Origin of the sequence: Sphingobium sp. TA15, from assembly GCF_037101235.1 — a bacterium.
GTDB lineage: Bacteria > Pseudomonadota > Alphaproteobacteria > Sphingomonadales > Sphingomonadaceae > Sphingobium > Sphingobium indicum.
On record NZ_AP025355.1, the window covers coordinates 3,519,795 to 3,536,723 of the forward strand.

Genomic DNA, 16,929 nt, shown 5'->3' on the forward strand with positions numbered 1-16,929 from the left:
TTTCGACCTGATTGAATCAGATCACCGCTCTGGATTCCTTGTTTTCGGCGATTTCTTGGCCAGCGATCGGTTCCGATCGCTTGGAAATCGCTCTAGGGCGTGTGGGGGTTCAGTCCATGGCGGGCTGCAAATAGCGGCGTTCTCCGCTTCCGGTGCTCACGTACTGAAGTACGCTGCGCGCCGGTTCTCGAAATCCACTATTTTCGCCGCGCCCTGAACTGAATCCCCACACACCCTAAAAGGATCGCCCCCAGAATTTGGCGACCTTCGGATCGCTGGCGCAGGAGGTTCGCAGCGCCTGCCATTGCGCCTGATCCAGCGCCGGGCGATAGGCCGCGCCCGGCTTCACGGCAGCGGTAAAACGGCGGCGGCGTTCGGCGGAGAGCGGATGGGAGGAAAGCCAGCTCATCGCCCGCGCCTCCCTTCCTTCCTCCTTGCCGCCGATCCGTTCGAAGAAGGCGGCGGTCGCGGCGGGCGAAATCCCGGCGGCGCGCATCTGCTCGATGGCGACGCCGTCCGCAGCGGTTTCCGCGCCCCGGCCATAGCTCAGCGACAGCACGCCGTTCAGATAATTGCCCGCATTGCCCCCCGCGCCGCCCAGCACGACGCTGAGGCCTAGCTGGCGGATGAGGCCCGTCATCGTGTCGCGGTGGCGCACATGGCCCAGTTCATGGCCCAGCACGCCCGCGACTTCATCGGCGGACTTGGCCTGCTGGATCAGCCCGTCGAACAGGATGATACGCCCCCCTGGCAATGTCACCGCGTTTACCATCGGAATGTTGGCGAGCGCTATGTCGCGGGCCTCGCCGTCGGGGTCGACCTGCGCCGCCAGCCGCCTGAGCGCGGCGTCGCCCGCCGGCGTGCGGCAGAACCGGCCGCCGAAATCGCCCACCATGGCGTCGCCCATCCGGTTCTCCCAGCTTTGCGGGACGAGCGGGGCGACGACGGCGGGCGCTTCGAGCGCGCCCCAGACGATCAGCGCGGCGGCGATGGTGAATATCCCCGCCGCCGGCCACAGGCCGAAGCGGTCGATCCAGCGGCCATAGCGTTCGCCCTTCGGCAGATGGGCGGCGATGTCGGGAGGCGCTTCGCCGGAAAAGCCCAGGCGCCAGCCGGGCACCGCCTTATGCCCATAGGCCGAACGGTCGTCGTGCAGGCCGATGACGGTAAGGTCGCTCCAGTCGGCGGGCAGGCCCGTCCAGCCGCTTTCCGGCTCCTCCAGAACGAACCCGGCCCCGGCGGGACGAAGCAGGACGTTGCGCCGCACCGCCGTCACGCCGTCATAATGCCAGAGCCGGAAGTCCGACATGCCGTTCAGAAAGCGCCGACGTCCAGCGCGTCGAGCAGTCCCTCGCCATGGCGGCTGGTCTTCGTCTGCGACTGGGTGAGTTCATCGGTATAGATGGTGCCGGTCGCGCCCATATGGGTGACAAAGAATTTCCAGTGCCGATATTGCAGGAAGATCGCCCCGATGCCGATCGTGCAGACCACCAGCGCAACGTCGCCCAGGAACAGCAATATCCAGTCCTTGGTCCGGGCGTAGAAATGGAAGTCGAGGCCGGTGAGCGACAGTCCCTCCACCGCTTCCCGGAAGAAGCTGGCGTAGAAGGCGAGAGCGATGAGGCCGAGACCGAGATAGAAGATCAGCACGAATCCGATCACGCCCAGGATCGCGCCGGCCATTTGCGATCCGGCGCCTCCCTGCCCCGGCAAGCCCAGCATCGCCGCCATTGCCGCGCCGCCCACGAACAGCAGGATCGGCAGCAGGTAGAAGAGGAGGAAGCGCTTGAAGGTCGGGCCATGATCGCCCGCCGCTTCGAAGGCGTGCGGGCCGAAGCTCATCTTGTTCCAGCGCTCGTTCCACAGCGACATCATCGACCAGGGGATGAGCAGGCCGAGAGCCATGCTGCCCACGGCCGACTTCCACATATAGGAAATGCCGTAGCCGAAGCCCTGATCGTCGCTGCCGCCCCGGATGCCGTGCCACCATGTCCGGCTCAGGCGGTAGCGCAGCGCGCGGAAGCGGGCGAGGCCGACCATGTAGAAGATCGTCACGAACGCCGCCAGCGTCAGTATCGCGGCGATGCCCCCATGCCCCTGGAGGACGAGGGCCTGCGCGCCGAATTGCAGGAAGAGGAACGGCAGGCCGATCAGCGCCAGCACCATCAGGAAGCCCAGGAACAGCTCCTTGCCCGTTCCCGTCCATTCCAGCCTGTCGTCGATGAAGCGCGTGTTCGCCCAGAGATAGCGTCGCGTGCGCGTCGTCGCCCAGAAGCGGTATATGCCCAGCGTGACGATCGTCAGCAGCAGGTTGGTGAAGGCGATGGGCGCATAGTCGCGCCAATTGCCCTCGAAAGCGAAGCCGTCGCCGCCAATGCGTTCCTGATCCATGAATGCCCCCTTTGTCCCCGGCGGCAGAAGACTATGCCGGGGACCGTCGGTCAAGGGGTTTCGTGACCGTGCCGGACGCTATCCCGCTGAAATGGCGGGGATTGCTCTTTTTACGGTCGATCAGAAGCGGGCATATCGTTCATTGCCGACAAAGCCGAGCTTCGTCACGCCTGCCCGGCGGATGTCGGCCAGCACTTCATCCACCGTCACGTAACGCGCTCCGGCATCGGGCTGGAACTGGAGTTCCGGTTCGGCAGGCAGGCGCAGCGAGGCGGCGAGATATTGGCGGAGGGTCAGCCGGTCGACGGCCTCGCCGTTCCAGCGGACAGTGCCGTCGGCGTCGATGCCGACCCTGTTCTTGACGGCGTCGATCGGCGGCGGGGTCAGCTCCTTGGGGGTCTGCGGCAGGTCGACGCCGACGCTGTGCGTCTGGAGCGGGATCGTGATGATGAACATGATCAGCAGCACCAGCATCACGTCGATCAGCGGCGTGCTGTTCATGTCCGACATCGGCGTTTCCCCGTCGCCCGGCCGGGGTCTTGCGAAGCTCAAGGCCATATGCGTCCCTCCCATGGGAATAATGATATAACAGCACATACATCATGCGCTGACCGCGATGCGCTGGCAAGAGGGCTTCTATTGACAGGGCGGGCGGCCCATTTATGGGGAAGGCGCGGCTTTTTCCGGCTGCGCGATCCGCCATTTCAACAGAAAGACCCTCCGTGTCCGCCATGCTCAAGATCACCCTGCCCGACGGTTCCGTGCGTGAAGTCGCGCCCGGCACTACCCCGGCGGACATTGCGGCGGCGATCGGGCCGGGGCTGGCCAAGGCGGCCATCGCGGCGCGGGTCGATGGCGAGCTGCGCGACATCATGCGGCCGCTGGAGGCCGATGCGCAACTGGCGCTGGTGACGTCGCGGGATGAGGCGGACGCGCTGGAACTGGCGCGGCACGACTTCGCCCATGTGCTGGCCGAAGCGGTGCAGGCGCTGTTTCCGGGAACGCAGATCACCTTCGGCCCGGCGACGGACGACGGCTTCTATTATGACTTCGCGCCCCCCCTCGTCGAAGGAAAGCCGCGACCCTTCACGGAGGAAGACCTGCCCGCCATCGAGGCGAAGATGCGGGAGATCATCGCCGCCGACAAGCCGCTGCGCCGCGAGGTGTGGAAGCGCGAGGACCTGATCGCGCGCTGGCGGGCCGGGGGCGAGACCTTCAAGGCCGAATGGGCTGCCGAACTGCCCGAGGGCGAGGAACTGACCGTCTATTGGTCGGGTGGCGACTGGCTCGACATGTGCCGGGGACCGCATCTGGCCTCGACGGGCAAGCTCGATCCCGCGGCGTTCAAGCTGACCCGCGTGTCGGGCGCCTATTGGCGCGGCGACCAGAAGAACGCGATGCTGAGCCGCATATATGGCACCGGCTGGCTCAACCGGAAGCAGCTCGACGCGCACCTCACGCGGCTGGAGGAAGCGGCCAGGCGCGACCATCGTAAGCTGGGCGCGGAGATGGACCTGTTCCACCTCCAGCAGGAGGCGCATGGATCGGTCTTCTGGCACCCCAAGGGCTATATCATCTGGCGGGCGCTGGAGGCCTATATGCGCCGCGCCATCGACGATGCGGGCTATCGCGAGGTGAAGACGCCGCAGGTCATGGACGCCCGCCAGTGGGAGCAGTCCGGCCACTGGGGCAAATATCGCGAAAATATGTTCGTCATCCCCGACGAGGTGCCCAATGTCGAGGATGAAGGGCCGCTGGTGTCGGACGATGCCGACTGGATGGCGCTCAAGCCCATGAACTGCCCGGCGCATGTCCTGATCTTCCGCCAGGGGATCAAGAGCTATCGCGACCTGCCGCTGCGCTTCTACGAAAATGGCTGCTGCCACCGCAACGAGCCGCATGGCGCGCTGCACGGGCTGATGCGCGTGCGCCAGTTCACGCAGGACGACGCGCATATCTTCTGCCGCGAAGACCAGATCGTGGAGGAAGTGCGGGCCTTCTGCGCGCTGGCGGACCGCATCTACAAGGATTTCGGCTTCACCTATTCGATCAAGCTGGCCCTGCGTCCCGAAAAGCGCTTCGGCAGCGATGCGATGTGGGATCAGGCGGAAAACGAACTGCGCGACGCGGTGGCGGCGGCTGGCCTCGACACGCCCGAATATGGCTGGGAGGAGCTGCCGGGCGAGGGCGCCTTCTATGCGCCGAAGCTGGAATGGCACCTGACCGATGCGATCGGGCGGACCTGGCAGGTGGGCACGATCCAGTCGGACCGGGTGCTGCCGGAGCGACTCGACGCGTCCTATGTCGGCGAGGATGGCGAGCGGCACCGGCCGGTGATGCTGCATCGGGCGATCTTCGGTTCCTACGAGCGGTTCATCGGCATCCTCATCGAACATTATGCGGGCCGTTTCCCGCTCTGGCTGGCGCCGGTGCAGGCGGTGGTGGCGACCATCGTGTCCGATGCGGACGGCTATGCAATCGAGGTGGCGGAAAAGCTGCGCGCCGCGGGAATCCGGGCGGAAACCGACCTCCGCAACGAGAAGATCAACTACAAGGTGCGCGAACACAGCCTGGCCAAAGTGCCCAATCTGCTGGTCGTCGGCCGGCGGGAGGCGGACGAGGGCACGGTGGCCCTGCGCGAGCTTGGCAAGGAGGGGCAGAGCGTCCTTTCTGTCGACGACGTCATCGCCCGTCTTGCAAAAGAGGCGCGGGCGCCCGATATGCGGTGAGGCAGCAATGCCACATGGGGCCGGTAAATCCGCGTTGCGGACTTGCCGCCCCTTTCGGCTTTGCGCTAAAGGGCCGCCAGAGTCGATCGATCAACTACCATAGGAGAAGCCACTATACGTCCCCCAATGATGCGCCGTCCCATGGCGCCGCCGCCGAAGTCCGGTCCCCGTTACAACGAGTTCATCAACGTGCCCAAGGTGCGCGTGATCGATGACGAAGGCGAAAATCTGGGCGTGATGTATACGCAGGAAGCGATAGAGCGCGCCTATGAGATCGGGCTGGACCTGGTCGAGGTGTCGCCCAACGCCGATCCGCCGGTGTGCAAGTTCCTGGACATCGGCAAGTACAAGTACGAGGCGCAGAAGAAGGCGAACCTCGCCCGCAAGACCCAGAGGACGCAGGAGATCAAGGAGATCAAGATGCGTCCGAACATCGACGATCACGACTATGATACGAAGATGAAGAAGGTCCATGATTTCATCGGCGAGGGCGACAAGGTGAAGATCACCCTGCGTTTCCGCGGCCGTGAATTGTCGCATCAGCAGCTTGGCATGCAACTGCTCCAGCGCGTGGCGGAGAATGTGGGCGAGATCGCGAAGGTCGAAGCCTATCCGCGCATGGAGGGCCGCCAGATGCTGATGGTGCTGGCGCCGAAATAAGGCCGCCGATTTTTAGACGAGCTTTGTCGATCGGTCCTGATCCTCCCCATCGAAAGATGGGGAGGGGGACCGGCCGAAAGCTGCTGGCGGAGGGGAGCGCCGCAGGCCCTTGCGCGAACTGCAAGGCCGGGCCTCATTCGGCTTGGCCGCCGAGAATCGACGCGGATGTCGCGCCGCATTTCATCCTTCGCTCCCAAACGGGACTGTCGCCGAACTCAGCCGTAAACCGGCGTGGAGGGCCGTTCCGCCCGCTGGATGCGGTCGCGGCCCGACTTCTTGGCGCGGTAGAGCGCTTCGTCGGCCTGGCCGATGGCCGTCATCACCGGCCCACCCCGCCATGCGCATAGCCCTGCGGAAAAGGTGATCGGCTGGTCGCCCACCATGCCGACAGGTTCCCGCCGCATCCGTTCCGCGATGCGCGCCAGCGACCAGCTCGCCTCATCCTCTATCGCGTCCTGATAGAAGATCGCGAATTCCTCGCCGCCCCAGCGGGCGATGATGTCGATGCGGCGGGTCTGCGACGACAGGCGAGAGGCGAAATCGGCCAGCACGCGGTCGCCCTCGTCATGGCCCAGCATATCGTTGACCTGCTTGAAATGGTCGAGATCGATGATCGCGATGCAGCCCCTGCGCCTGGCGAGCGGCAGCGCGTCGAGCTGCGCCAGGAAGCCGCGCCTGTTGGCGATGCCGGTCAGCGCATCCTCATTGGCGGCGATGTTCAGTTCGTCGATCCGCTCCCGCGTCGCGACGGCGGCTCCGCGCACCCCATGGAAAAGCCTGGAAATAATGTCCCCCACTTCCGGCAGGGTCGGCCCGCCGCGTTTGCGGGCGGACTGCTCGGCCGGGTCCAGCGCGTCCGCCAGCGCGTGGATCGGGTCCAGCAAGGCGCCGATGCCGATCAGCGCTCCGGCTGCGCCCGCCATGGTCGCCAGGGCGAGGACGATGAATTCCGCCCAGGCGATCCGCCCCGTCGCCGCGCCCCAGACGATATAGCCCAGCAGCGGCAGGTGGGTGGTCAGGAAGCAGAGGGTGAAGAGGCGAAACCGCAGCGAGCGGGGAAAGATGAAGGATGTCGCGAGGTAGAATTGCATCCCGTGGCCCTGTCATTGCAATCGGGGCAAAATTGGCGCGGCGCGTAAAGAGGGGATGAAGGAAGAGGGTTAACGCCCGGCTCAAGGACGAACCGTGCCGTGCATGAGTCGAACGGTTGGAACGTCATGCGGAAAAGCCCGTCTTGCAGCCTGTGGAAGGGCAGGATCGCTCTCCGCCGCAAGGGATGCTCTGAAACTGCTTCAGCGGGACGCGCCCGGCACCCATTTCACATCGCCCGCGCCATTGCCGTTCAGGCGCCGGGCCAGCACGAACAGCAGGTCGGACAGGCGGTTGAGATAGGCCAGCGCGTGCGGATTGAGCGCGACCTCGGCCGCCGCCGCGGTGGCGGATCGTTCGGCGCGACGGGTGACGGCGCGGGCCAGGTGCACGGCCGCGGCCGCCGCCGACCCGCCGGGCAGGACGAAGCTGTCCAGCGGCGCCAGGTCCGCGTTCATGACATCGATCTGCCGCTCCAGCCGCTCGACCTGGAGGGCGACGATCCGCAGCGCCCAGGGTTCGTCCTCTCCGTCCGGGATGGGCGTGGCAAGGTCGGCGCCCAGGTCGAACAGGTCGTTCTGGACCGTCGTCAGCCACCCCGCCTCCGGCCTGTCGCCGATGGCGATGACGGCAAGCCCGATGGCGCTGTTCGCTTCGTCGACATCGCCCACCGCCTGCATGCGCGGGGCATGCTTGGGCAGGCGCGAGCCGTCGACCAGCCCGGTGGTTCCCCCGTCCCCGGTGCGGGTGTAGATCTTGTTCAGCTTCACCATGCCGGGCGGCGCATCAGCCATTGCCCTTCATCAGCAGCAACAGCGCGACGATGATCACCGCCACCGCCTGGAACAGGATGCGGTTCATCATCATCCTGTTCTGCTTCAGGCTGGACGGGCTGGGCCCGCCCTCGGGCGAGTTCAGCTGTTCCTTGGTCATCTGAAGAAAGGCGACGATCCCCCGGATCAATGCGAACAGGGTGGCGCCCATGGCCAGGATCAGGGCGATGACGAGCAGCGTGTTCATGCGCTGAATCTAGGCGCTGGCCAGCGAAATGCCAATCGGAAAGCGCGCATGGCGCAGATCGTCGGCCAGGCGCCGGGGGTCCACGCCCTCCGCCCGCAGATCGGCAAGCGCGATCGACCCTTCCCGCTTGGCCAGCCGCCTGCCGTCCGGCCCGGCCAGCAGCGGATGATGGACATAAAGGGGGGACGGCAGGCCAAGCAGCGCCTGGACCAGCCGGTGGATGTCGGTCGCGCTCCGCAGGTCGTCGCCGCGCAGCACATGGGTCACGCCCATCGCCGCATCGTCCAGCGTGCAGGAGAGATGATAGCTGGCGGGCGCGTCCTTGCGCGCCAGCACGACGTCGCCGGCGGCAAGCGGCTCGGCGCGGACGGGCGACGCCGCGTCGTCGGCGGGCGGGAAGGGCAGGGCGCGCCAATGCAGCGGCCCGGCCTGCGCGACCGCGCGCGCCATGTCGATCCGCCAGGCATGCGGCTCCCCCGCCGCGATCCGCCTTGCCCGCGCCGCTTCGTCCAGCCGCCGGCATGTGCCGGGATAGACCGGCCCCTCCGGCCCATGCGGGGCGGCGGCGCTGGCGGCGATGTCGGCGCGGGTGCAGAAACAGGGATAGAGCAGGCCCATCGCCTCCAGCCGCTCCAGCGCGGCCCGGTAGCTGTCCAGCCGCGCCGACTGGAAGACGATCTCCCCGTCCCAGGCGACGCCCAGCCAGCGCATGTCCTCGACGATGCCGTCGACATGCTCCGGCCGGCTGCGGGTGCCGTCTATGTCCTCGATCCGCAGGCGGAAGGAACCGCCCCGCGCATGGGCCAGGTCCATCGCCAGCAGCGCCGACCAGGCGTGCCCCACATGCAACCTACCCGTGGGGCTTGGGGCGAAGCGAGTCACCACATGCTGTGGCTGTGCCGATTGAGTCATACAGGCCCTTGACGGGGTGGGGGTGTTAATGCTGTCATGCCGGCGTCACGTTTCTGAACGATCAGGGCGGTGGCGAAAGGGGGTTGAAGGGTAATATATGTACCATCCCGACCTGATACGACATCCGGAAAACTGTCCGGCTTTGGTGCTGAATGCGGACTACACGCCTTTAAGCTATTATCCACTGAGCCTCTGGCCCTGGCAAACCGCCATCAAGGCGGTTTTTTTGGATCGGGTGGACATCGTCGCCAGCTATGAGCGGCAGGTGCACAGCCCCAGCCTTCGGATGCAGATCCCATCGGTGATCGCGCTGAAGCAATATGTGAAGCCGTCGGAACATCCCGCCTTCACCCGGTTCAACCTGTTCCTGCGCGACAAGTTCGCCTGCCAATATTGCGGCTCCCCGAACGACCTGACCTTCGACCATGTCATTCCGCGCCGCGCCGGCGGGCGGACGACCTGGGAAAATGTCGCGACGGCCTGCTCGCCCTGCAACCTCAAGAAGGGCGGCCGCACGCCGAAGGAGGCGCATATGCAATTGCACGTGACGCCGATCCGCCCGACGAGCTGGCAGTTGCAGGAACATGGCCGGGCCTTCCCGCCCAACTATCTGCACGAAAGCTGGCACGACTGGCTTTACTGGGACGTGGAACTGCTGGCTTGAAATCCTGGGGGGACCGCATGCGCCCGCCCGCGCGGGAACAGGCCGCGTCCCTCATTCCATTCCCGGCAGCCAGTCCAGGTCCATATCCTTGTGCCGGTTGGTGTAATGGCCGATCTCCTCCAGCCGCGCCATGTCGCGCAGGGTGATCCGCCCATTGGCCCGGCTGATCAGCCCTTCCTGCTCCATCTGCCGGATCATCCGGTTCACATGGACGGAGGTGAGGCCGATGGCGTCGCCGATCTCCTCCTGCGTCAGCTTGAGGTCGAAGCTGTCGGTGATGCTGTCGTCCGTCACCCGCAGGCGATCGAATATGTCCAGCAGGAAGGACGCCACCCGCGCCTTGGCCGACGTCCGCCCCAATGAGGCGAGCCGGTCGGTCAGCGCGACGCGCTCCGCATTGGACAGCAGGAACAGCAGCGCCGCGACGCGGGGATATTCCTCCAGCAGGCGGCGCAGCGCATGCTTGTCGAACGGGCAGATGATCGCGTCCGACAGAGCCACCAGCGATTCCGGCGCCCGGCTGTAGATCGTGCTGGCCGATCCAATGAAATCGCCGGGAAAATAGACGCGCAGGATCTGCCTGCTGCCGTCGGGCAGGATGACGAAGCTCATCACCCGCCCTTCGCGCAGGACGAACAGTTCGGTCACCATCTCGTTGACGCGCTGGATCATCGCGCCGCGCCTCACCTTGCGGGGATTTTCCTCCAGCCTCGTAAGCGCCTTCTTCTCCGCATCGGACAGGGGCACATGCTTCGCCAACCTGTCCGCGAAACAACTTGTTGCCACCAAAAACACCTTTTTGCTTGCATTGTCGTTACGATGGCAAAACGCCCCACGCGTCTTTTGGCTGCATTTCCGCAAACTGCACTAAACTCGATCAATAATGGGCGGGTGAACGCACAAATGTTTCAACGGCCCGCAGAAACGCGCCCATGAACGGACAGCCGCGCCGCACGCCTTGCGGAAACCGGAATTAACGTTAAGAACCCAGCCGATGGACCGCATTCACATCCGCGGCGGCAAAGCGCTGAACGGCCGCCTTCCCATTTCCGGCGCGAAGAACGCCGCGTTGACCCTGCTGCCCTGCGCGCTGCTGACCGACGAGCCGGTGACGCTGCGCAACCTGCCGCGCCTGGCGGACGTGGACAGCTTCGGCCACCTGCTGAACCAGCTTGGCGTGTCGACCATGGTGGAGGGCGCCCGGCCGGAGGATTTCGGCCGCGTCATGACCATGCGGGCAGGCCGCGTCACCTCTACCGAGGCCCCCTATGACATCGTGCGCAAGATGCGGGCGTCGATCCTGGTGCTCGGCCCGCTGCTCGCCCGCGCGGGCGAGGCGCGGGTGTCGCTGCCCGGCGGCTGCGCCATCGGCAACCGGCCCATCGACCTGCACCTGAAGGCGCTGGAGGCGTTCGGCGCGGTCATAGAGATCAACGCCGGCTATGTCCGCGCCAGTTCGCCCGACGGGGGCCTGCCGGGCGGCATCTACACCTTCCCGGTGGTGTCGGTCGGCGCGACGGAAAATGCGCTGATGGCCGCCGTGCTGGCCAAGGGCACCTGCACCCTGGAAAATGCCGCGCGGGAGCCGGAGATCGTCGACCTCTGCAAGCTGCTGATCGCCATGGGCGCGGACATAGAGGGCGTGGGTTCCGACAAGCTCGTCATCCACGGCCGCGACCGGCTGCACGGCGCGACCTACAGCGTCATGCCCGACCGGATCGAGGCGGGCAGCTATGCCTGCGCCGCGGCGATCACCGGCGGGTCGCTGGAACTGGCGGGCGCCTGCGCCGACGACATGCACGCCATCCTGGCCGCGCTGCGCGACGCCGGGGTCCATGTCGAGGAACTGAGGGACGGCATCAGGGTGTCGGCGGACGGCCGGCTGCGCCCGCTCACCATCTCGACCGCGCCTTTCCCGGCCTTCCCGACCGACATGCAGGCGCAGTTCATGGCGATGCTGACGCTGGCCGACGGCGCATCGGTGCTGACGGAGACGATCTTCGAAAACCGCTACATGCACGTGCCCGAACTGGCCCGCATGGGGGCGGACATCGGCGTCAACGGCCGCACGGCGGTGGTGCGCGGGGTCGACCGGCTGGTGGGCGCGCCCGTCATGGCGACCGACCTGCGCGCCTCGATGAGCCTCATCCTCGCCGGACTGGCGGCGGAGGGGGAGACCCAGGTCAACCGCGTCTATCATCTCGACCGCGGCTATGAACGGCTGGAGGAGAAGCTCTCCGCCGTCGGCGCGGACATAGAGCGCGTCAGCGATGGCTGAAGGACGCGGGCTCGAGACGGACCGCGCGGCGCTGCTGGCGCGCTACGATCTCGATACCGGGGGCTTCGACACGCTCGACCAGATCGCCGCCTTCGCCGCCGCGCTGTGCGAAGCGCCCATCGCCCTGGTCAGCGTCGTCGAGGACGAACGCCAGCGTTTCCTCGCCCGCAACGGCCTGGATGTGGAAGAAACCCCCCGCGACATATCCTTCTGCGCCCATGCCATGCAGGGTCCGGAAATCTTCGTGGTGTCCGACGCGACGCGGAACCCCGATTTTCGCGACAACGCCCTCGTCACGGGCGCGCCCTTCATCCGTTTCTACGCCGGTGCGCCGCTGATCGACGGCGAAGGGGCGTCGCTGGGCGCGCTCTGCGTCATCGATGACAAGCCGCGCGACGACCTGACGGATCTTCAGCGCCAGGGGCTTTCCCTGCTCGCCCGCCAGGTCATGGTGGAACTGGAGGGCCGCCGCCGCGACCGCGACGTGATCGCCCGGCAGCAAAGGGATGCGCAGGCGGTGGCGGAAAGCGACCGCATGTTCCGGACCCTGGCCGACACCATGCCGCAAATGGTCTGGTCGACGCTGCCGGACGGCTATCATGATTATTACAATGCCCGCTGGTATGAATTCACCGGCGTTCCCGCGGGATCGACCGATGGCGAGGGATGGAACGGCATGTTCCATCCGGACGATCAGGAACGCGCCTGGGGGCGCTGGCGCCATTCGCTGGAAACCGGCGAACCCTATGAGATCGAATATCGGCTGCGCCATCATGGCGGCGATTATCGCTGGACATTGGGCCGCGCCCTGCCGATCCGGGACGAACATGGGGCGATCGTGCGCTGGATCGGCACCTGCACCGACATCAACGACCAGATCGCCATGGTGGAGGAGCGGGAGGTCATCGCCCATGAACTCTCCCACCGGATCAAGAACATATTTTCGGTGATTTCCGGCCTGATCGGCCTGTCGGCGCGCCAGCATCCGGAAATCCGCGCCGTCGCCGACGACCTGCGCGACCGCATCATGGCGCTGGGGCGCGCCCATGATTTCGTGCGGCCCCACGGCCCCAATTCGCAGCCGGACAAGGGCGAGGGGCGGCTCTGGGGCATATTGGAACAGATTTTCGCGCCCTATCGCGACGCGCTGGGTCCGCGCATCCATTTTTCCGGCGACAATCCCGAAATCGACGACCGCTCGGCCACGCCGCTGGCGCTGCTGTTCCATGAACTGGCGACCAACGCCGCCAAATATGGCGCGCTCTCCCTGCCCGACGGGCGGGTGAAGATGGAGGTGAAGGACGAGGAAGGCCAGATCCGCATCGACTGGCGGGAGGAGGGCGGTCCGTCGACCGTCCCCCCGACCGGCGAGGGTTTCGGCAGCCGCCTGATGCAGCTCAGCGTCGAACGGCAACTGGGCGGCCGCATGACCCGTGACTGGCGGCCTGAGGGCCTTAGCCTCAGCCTCTGGATTCCAGCGCGCTCCATGAGCCGGACGCCGGCAGGAAAGGGGTGAAGCCGGCGATTTCGGCGGCTTCCAGTTCGGGCCGCTCGGTGGCGGCCAGATGCAGCGTCTCGGCGATGCTGCGGGCGCGGAAAGGCTTGGTGATGACGCCGAGCGCGGCGACGGAGGCGGCGCCGATCTGCGCCGGATTGGCCGTCACATAGATGACGCGGATGCCATATTGGCTGGCCAGTTCGACGCCGATGCCCGGCCCGGTCGGGCCGTCGCGCAGGTTGAGATCGACCAGGGCGATGTCGCAATCATAGGCCGCGTCGAGCGCCGCCTGGCGATCCGCCGCGATGGCGCCGACGGTAAAGCCCGCGTCCTCCACGATATGCTCGATTTCCAGCGCGACGAAAATCTCGTCTTCTACGATCAGAACCTTTTTGCTCATTCCAACGTCCAGGCAACCGGAGGCGTAAAATGCGCAAATCGCCGGGCGGTTCCCCAAGGCGCTGAAATTTTTTCAGGCGCCGTCGGGCGGCACGCTGGTCCAGAGCGTTTCGAACGCGGTGCCCCGCATCAGCAGCACGGAGGCGGGATAGCCCGCGCCGCTGGCCTTGCGGGCGGTGTCGGTGGCGTTTTGCACCGCCGCCTCCCGCGTCGCGAAGGGGCCGTAATAGCGGTTGTCGAGGTTGATCTTCCACACGCCCTCATGTTCCAGGACGATGTAGCGGGCATGGGGCAGGGGCACTTACAAGACCTCCGTATTATAATGGTGCCAGGCCATGATCGCCGCCGCGCCGCGATGGGGGCGCCAGCGTTCGGCCAGCTCGCGCGTCAGCTTCTCGCCGGGCCGTTCGGGCAGGCCCAATATCCGCCCGATCTCGATCTGCACCGCCAGGTCTCCCGCCGGCCAGACATCCGGCCGCCCTTCCGCGAACAGCAGGTAGATTTCCGCCGACCAGCGCCCGATCCCCTTGATCCGCACCAGTTGCGCGATGGCTTCCTCATCGTCCTGGGGCAGGTCGTGCAGGTCGATGCCGCCGCTCACCACCAGTTCCGCCAGGCTGCGGGCATAGCCCTGCTTCTGCCGCGACAGGCCGCAGGCGCGCAGCGCGTCGAAATCGCGGGAGAGCAGGGCGTCCGGCGCGCAGCCCGCGCCCAGTTCCGTCTCCAGCCTGCGCCAGACGGCGGCGGCCGCGGCGACGCTCACCTGCTGGCCGACGATGGTGCGCAGCAGGGTTTCATAGCCCGGTTCGCGCATGCGGGGCAGGGGATAGCCGACCCGGCCGATCGCCGCGGCGAAACCCGGCTCCATGGCGGCGATGACGTCCAGGCTGGCCCGCAACTCTTCCGCTGTATTCACCATCAATTGTCGCCCGGCCCTTGATTTCCCGTCGCCCGTCCGACATGAGCGGCGGGAAAAGATATGAGGGATCTGGGTACATGGCGAAACTGATCGTGGTCAACCGTTCGGGCGAAGAACAGGCGGTGGAGGCGCAGAGCGGCCTTTCCGTGATGGAGATCATCCGCGACAACGGCTTTGACGAACTGCTGGCGCTGTGCGGCGGCTGCTGCTCCTGCGCGACCTGCCATGTCTTCGTCGACCCGGCCTTCGCCGACAGCCTGCCCGCGATCAGCGAGGATGAGAACGACCTGCTCGACAGTTCCGACCATCGCAACGAGACCAGCCGCCTGTCCTGCCAGTTGCAGTTCAGCGATTCGCTGGACGGCCTGCGCGTGACCATCGCCCCGGAAGACTGAGTCCCCCCAAAAAATTCCTCCCTATGCGAAGCATGGGGAGGGGGACCGCTCGCGCAGCGAGTGGTGGAGGGGAAATTCGGAGGTCGTGCCCCTTTCCCCTCCACCAGCCTTCGGCCGGTCCCCCTCCCCATCTCTCGATGGGGAGGAATAGGATAGGTCCGCACCCCCAACCGCCCACCGCCGCTAAGGCCGCACCCTCAGCGTGGCCGCAGGCGCCTCGCTCGTCAGCGGCGTCACCTTCCACACGATCCGCTTGCCCTGCGGCATATCCTGCGCGCCGTCCTCCTGATTCTGGCTGACGATCTCCGCATCGGTGGTCAGCGTGAACAGCCCGTCCAGCGCCTTGGCCGCATCCTCGCCCGCGCCGCCGCCCATCGGATTCTGGCTCTTGTCATAGCCGTTGGAATAGCCCGGCGCCTTCACCCGCACCCGGTCCTCCCCGCGCAGTTCCACCGCGACGAAGGGCAGCACGATCTGCGCGTCGCTGTTGAACGGAAAGAGGAAGGCGTGGGTTAGCCGACCGCTGATCGCATAGTCGATCTCGAACCGCCGGTTCCCCATATAGCGGGCCGACCGAAATCCCTTTTCCTTCGAAAGCGCCGCCGCGATGGCCTGCATCTGCTGCTCGTCACCCTTGTCGCCCTTGGCGTCGAAACTCTCCCCCTGCTCCTTCGATTGAAGCGCGGTCCGCAGGCTGCTCTGCCTATCCTTGGGCGCGGCATCGTCGATCGGATCGTCGCCCGACGGCATGGAGCCAAGCCCCTTGCCGACATCCGACGCCAATATCTCGCCCTTATAGGTGAAGCTGAAACTCCGGTCGGCGCGGATATCCAGCGTCGATTCGAACCTGCCCGGCGTCACCAGGCAGGCCGACAGCAGCAGACCGGCCGCCAGCACCCCGGCGAAGCGAAGAAAAGCGCCCATGTCCACCCCCCGTCAGTCCCTCTTACCGGCTGGCCGCCGCATAAAGGGCAATCGCCGCCGCATTGGACACGTTCAGGCTCTCCATGCGCGGACTGATCGGCAGTTTAGCCAAAATGTCGCAATGCGCCATGCTGTTGTGCCGCAGCCCTTCGCCCTCGGCCCCCAGCACCAGCGCGACCCGCGACGTGCCGATGGCCTCGCCCAAAGTCTGCTCCGCCTCGCCGTCCAGCCCGATGCGCCAGTAACCCGCCTCCGCAATCTCATCCAGAGCGCGGGCCAGGTTCACCACCCGCACCCAGGGCACGATCTCCAGCGCGCCCGAAGCCGAGCGGGCCAGCACCCCCGATTCGGGCGGCGCGTGCCGGTCCTGCGTCACGATGCACAGTGCGTCGAACGCCGCCGCCGACCGCAGGATCGCGCCGACATTATGCGGGTCCGTCACCTGGTCCAGCACCAGCACCGGGCGCTTGTCGTCCTGCCCCGCCTCCAGCACGTCGCCCAGCCACACATCGTCCAGCGGCTCCACCTCCGCCACGATGCCCTGGTGCGGCGCGTCCGACGGCACCATGCGGCCCAGATCGGCGCCGTCGGCATAGACGATGGGCAGGACCGGCGGCAGGTCGAGCGCATTCAAAGCCTCCCGCGTCCCCCATATCTTGCGCACCACCCGGTCGGGATTGGCCAGCGCGGCGATGACGGCATGCCGTCCATAAAAACGGGGGAAAGTGCCCTTGGCCTTTCCGGTGCGATTTCCTCTTTTCATGGGAAGCGCTCTTTTCACATTGAGCCATTGACAGGCAAGTCTCCTTTCGCCATTGGAGCGCCCTCCAGCCGGTCGGGGCACTCTCCGAAACGGTATGGCGACTGGACAGGTGGCCGAGTGGTTAAAGGCAGCAGACTGTAAATCTGCCCGGGTTTCCCGTACGCTGGTTCGAATCCAGCCCTGTCCACCATCGCCCCCCTCGGCCGCACTGACCGGCCTTATGGCTCAGCCCATCTCTCCGCCGGTTGCTTGCGCGCTTCGACGGGATAAGTGCGGTTCATCCGACAT

The 16,929-nt window shown here is 66.2% G+C and carries 19 protein-coding genes and 1 tRNA gene; 7 read left to right on the forward strand and 13 right to left on the reverse strand.

Annotation, left to right across the window (positions count from 1 at the left end; genetic code table 11):
- Positions 1–235: 235 nt before the first annotated feature.
- The 3 genes from Sj15T_RS17205 to Sj15T_RS17215 all read right to left on the reverse strand — a co-directional run bounded on the left by Sj15T_RS17205 (position 236) and on the right by Sj15T_RS17215 (position 2,949).
- Complete coding sequence (locus Sj15T_RS17205) at positions 236–1,309, reverse strand: M48 family metallopeptidase (protein ID WP_013039291.1); 1,074 nt, start codon at positions 1,307–1,309, stop codon at positions 236–238.
- 5 nt (positions 1,310–1,314) lie between these two features.
- Positions 1,315–2,391, reverse strand: coding sequence for a YjgN family protein (locus tag Sj15T_RS17210; protein ID WP_013039292.1), 1,077 nt, complete (start codon positions 2,389–2,391; stop codon positions 1,315–1,317).
- Positions 2,392–2,511: 120 nt separating this feature from the next.
- Positions 2,512–2,949 (reverse strand): biopolymer transporter ExbD, encoded by a 438-nt coding sequence (locus tag Sj15T_RS17215; protein WP_013039293.1) that lies wholly within the window; start codon positions 2,947–2,949, stop codon positions 2,512–2,514.
- Between the two features lie 173 nt (positions 2,950–3,122).
- Here Sj15T_RS17215 and thrS point away from each other — a divergent pair, with 173 nt between their 5' ends.
- Together thrS and infC are read left to right on the forward strand one after the other, a co-directional pair.
- On the forward strand, positions 3,123–5,120 hold the full coding sequence (gene thrS, locus Sj15T_RS17220; protein WP_041385700.1) for a threonine--tRNA ligase: 1,998 nt from the start codon (positions 3,123–3,125) through the stop codon (positions 5,118–5,120).
- 126 nt (positions 5,121–5,246) lie between these two features.
- Positions 5,247–5,780 (forward strand): translation initiation factor IF-3, encoded by a 534-nt coding sequence (gene infC, locus Sj15T_RS17225; protein ID WP_013039295.1) that lies wholly within the window; start codon positions 5,247–5,249, stop codon positions 5,778–5,780.
- 215 nt (positions 5,781–5,995) lie between these two features.
- On the opposite strand, the gene Sj15T_RS17230 is transcribed toward infC, so the two are convergent.
- From Sj15T_RS17230 to gluQRS, 4 genes are all read right to left on the reverse strand, one after another.
- A complete protein-coding gene (locus Sj15T_RS17230; protein ID WP_013039296.1) occupies positions 5,996–6,871 on the reverse strand; it encodes a GGDEF domain-containing protein in 876 nt (291 codons plus the stop codon).
- A gap of 201 nt (positions 6,872–7,072) precedes the next feature.
- Entirely contained in the window at positions 7,073–7,642 is a 570-nt protein-coding gene (locus Sj15T_RS17235; RefSeq protein ID WP_025771764.1) for a cob(I)yrinic acid a,c-diamide adenosyltransferase, read from the reverse strand.
- A 13-nt stretch (positions 7,643–7,655) separates the two neighbouring features.
- Positions 7,656–7,889, reverse strand: a complete 234-nt coding sequence (locus tag Sj15T_RS17240; RefSeq protein ID WP_007687646.1) for a twin transmembrane helix small protein — start codon at positions 7,887–7,889, stop codon at positions 7,656–7,658.
- Positions 7,890–7,898: 9 nt separating this feature from the next.
- Entirely contained in the window at positions 7,899–8,801 is a 903-nt protein-coding gene (gene gluQRS, locus Sj15T_RS17245; RefSeq protein WP_013039297.1) for a tRNA glutamyl-Q(34) synthetase GluQRS, read from the reverse strand.
- Positions 8,802–8,898: 97 nt separating this feature from the next.
- Between gluQRS and Sj15T_RS17250 the strand changes: the two genes are divergently transcribed.
- The gene (locus tag Sj15T_RS17250; RefSeq protein WP_007687648.1) at positions 8,899–9,465 is read left to right on the forward strand and encodes an HNH endonuclease; all 567 of its coding nucleotides are present in this window, start codon (positions 8,899–8,901) and stop codon (positions 9,463–9,465) included.
- Positions 9,466–9,516: 51 nt separating this feature from the next.
- Here the strand turns inward: Sj15T_RS17250 and Sj15T_RS17255 are convergent, their stop codons facing one another.
- Positions 9,517–10,254 (reverse strand): Crp/Fnr family transcriptional regulator, encoded by a 738-nt coding sequence (locus Sj15T_RS17255; protein WP_025160496.1) that lies wholly within the window; start codon positions 10,252–10,254, stop codon positions 9,517–9,519.
- 205 nt (positions 10,255–10,459) lie between these two features.
- On the opposite strand from Sj15T_RS17255, the gene murA reads away from it, so the two are divergent.
- Positions 10,460–11,743: a UDP-N-acetylglucosamine 1-carboxyvinyltransferase gene (gene murA / locus Sj15T_RS17260; protein ID WP_007687655.1), complete on the forward strand. Its 1,284-nt coding sequence runs from the start codon at positions 10,460–10,462 to the stop codon at positions 11,741–11,743.
- Positions 11,736–13,259, forward strand: a complete 1,524-nt coding sequence (locus Sj15T_RS17265; protein ID WP_013039299.1) for a PAS domain-containing protein — start codon at positions 11,736–11,738, stop codon at positions 13,257–13,259. Before murA ends, Sj15T_RS17265 begins: the two co-directional genes overlap by 8 nt.
- Here the strand turns inward: Sj15T_RS17265 and Sj15T_RS17270 are convergent.
- The 3 genes from Sj15T_RS17270 to Sj15T_RS17280 form a co-directional block, all read right to left on the reverse strand.
- A complete protein-coding gene (locus tag Sj15T_RS17270) occupies positions 13,204–13,641 on the reverse strand; it encodes a response regulator (protein WP_007687657.1) in 438 nt (145 codons plus the stop codon). The genes Sj15T_RS17265 and Sj15T_RS17270 overlap by 56 nt on opposite strands.
- Positions 13,642–13,713: 72 nt before the next feature.
- A complete protein-coding gene (locus tag Sj15T_RS17275) occupies positions 13,714–13,941 on the reverse strand; it encodes a hypothetical protein (protein ID WP_007687658.1) in 228 nt (75 codons plus the stop codon).
- On the reverse strand, positions 13,942–14,559 hold the full coding sequence (locus Sj15T_RS17280; protein WP_013039300.1) for a DNA-3-methyladenine glycosylase: 618 nt from the start codon (positions 14,557–14,559) through the stop codon (positions 13,942–13,944). It abuts the gene before it with no gap.
- Between the two features lie 77 nt (positions 14,560–14,636).
- Here Sj15T_RS17280 and Sj15T_RS17285 point away from each other — a divergent pair, with 77 nt between their 5' ends.
- Positions 14,637–14,954, forward strand: a complete 318-nt coding sequence (locus Sj15T_RS17285) for a 2Fe-2S iron-sulfur cluster-binding protein (protein WP_007687660.1) — start codon at positions 14,637–14,639, stop codon at positions 14,952–14,954.
- A 183-nt stretch (positions 14,955–15,137) separates the two neighbouring features.
- Here the strand turns inward: Sj15T_RS17285 and Sj15T_RS17290 are convergent, their stop codons facing one another.
- Both Sj15T_RS17290 and rlmB read right to left on the reverse strand, forming a co-directional pair.
- On the reverse strand, positions 15,138–15,878 hold the full coding sequence (locus Sj15T_RS17290; protein WP_041386262.1) for a hypothetical protein: 741 nt from the start codon (positions 15,876–15,878) through the stop codon (positions 15,138–15,140).
- A gap of 22 nt (positions 15,879–15,900) precedes the next feature.
- The gene (gene rlmB / locus Sj15T_RS17295) at positions 15,901–16,641 is read right to left on the reverse strand and encodes a 23S rRNA (guanosine(2251)-2'-O)-methyltransferase RlmB (RefSeq protein WP_013039302.1); all 741 of its coding nucleotides are present in this window, start codon (positions 16,639–16,641) and stop codon (positions 15,901–15,903) included.
- A gap of 103 nt (positions 16,642–16,744) precedes the next feature.
- On the opposite strand from rlmB, the gene Sj15T_RS17300 reads away from it, so the two are divergent.
- Positions 16,745–16,831 (forward strand) — tRNA-Tyr (locus Sj15T_RS17300).
- Positions 16,832–16,929: the final 98 nt, after the last annotated feature.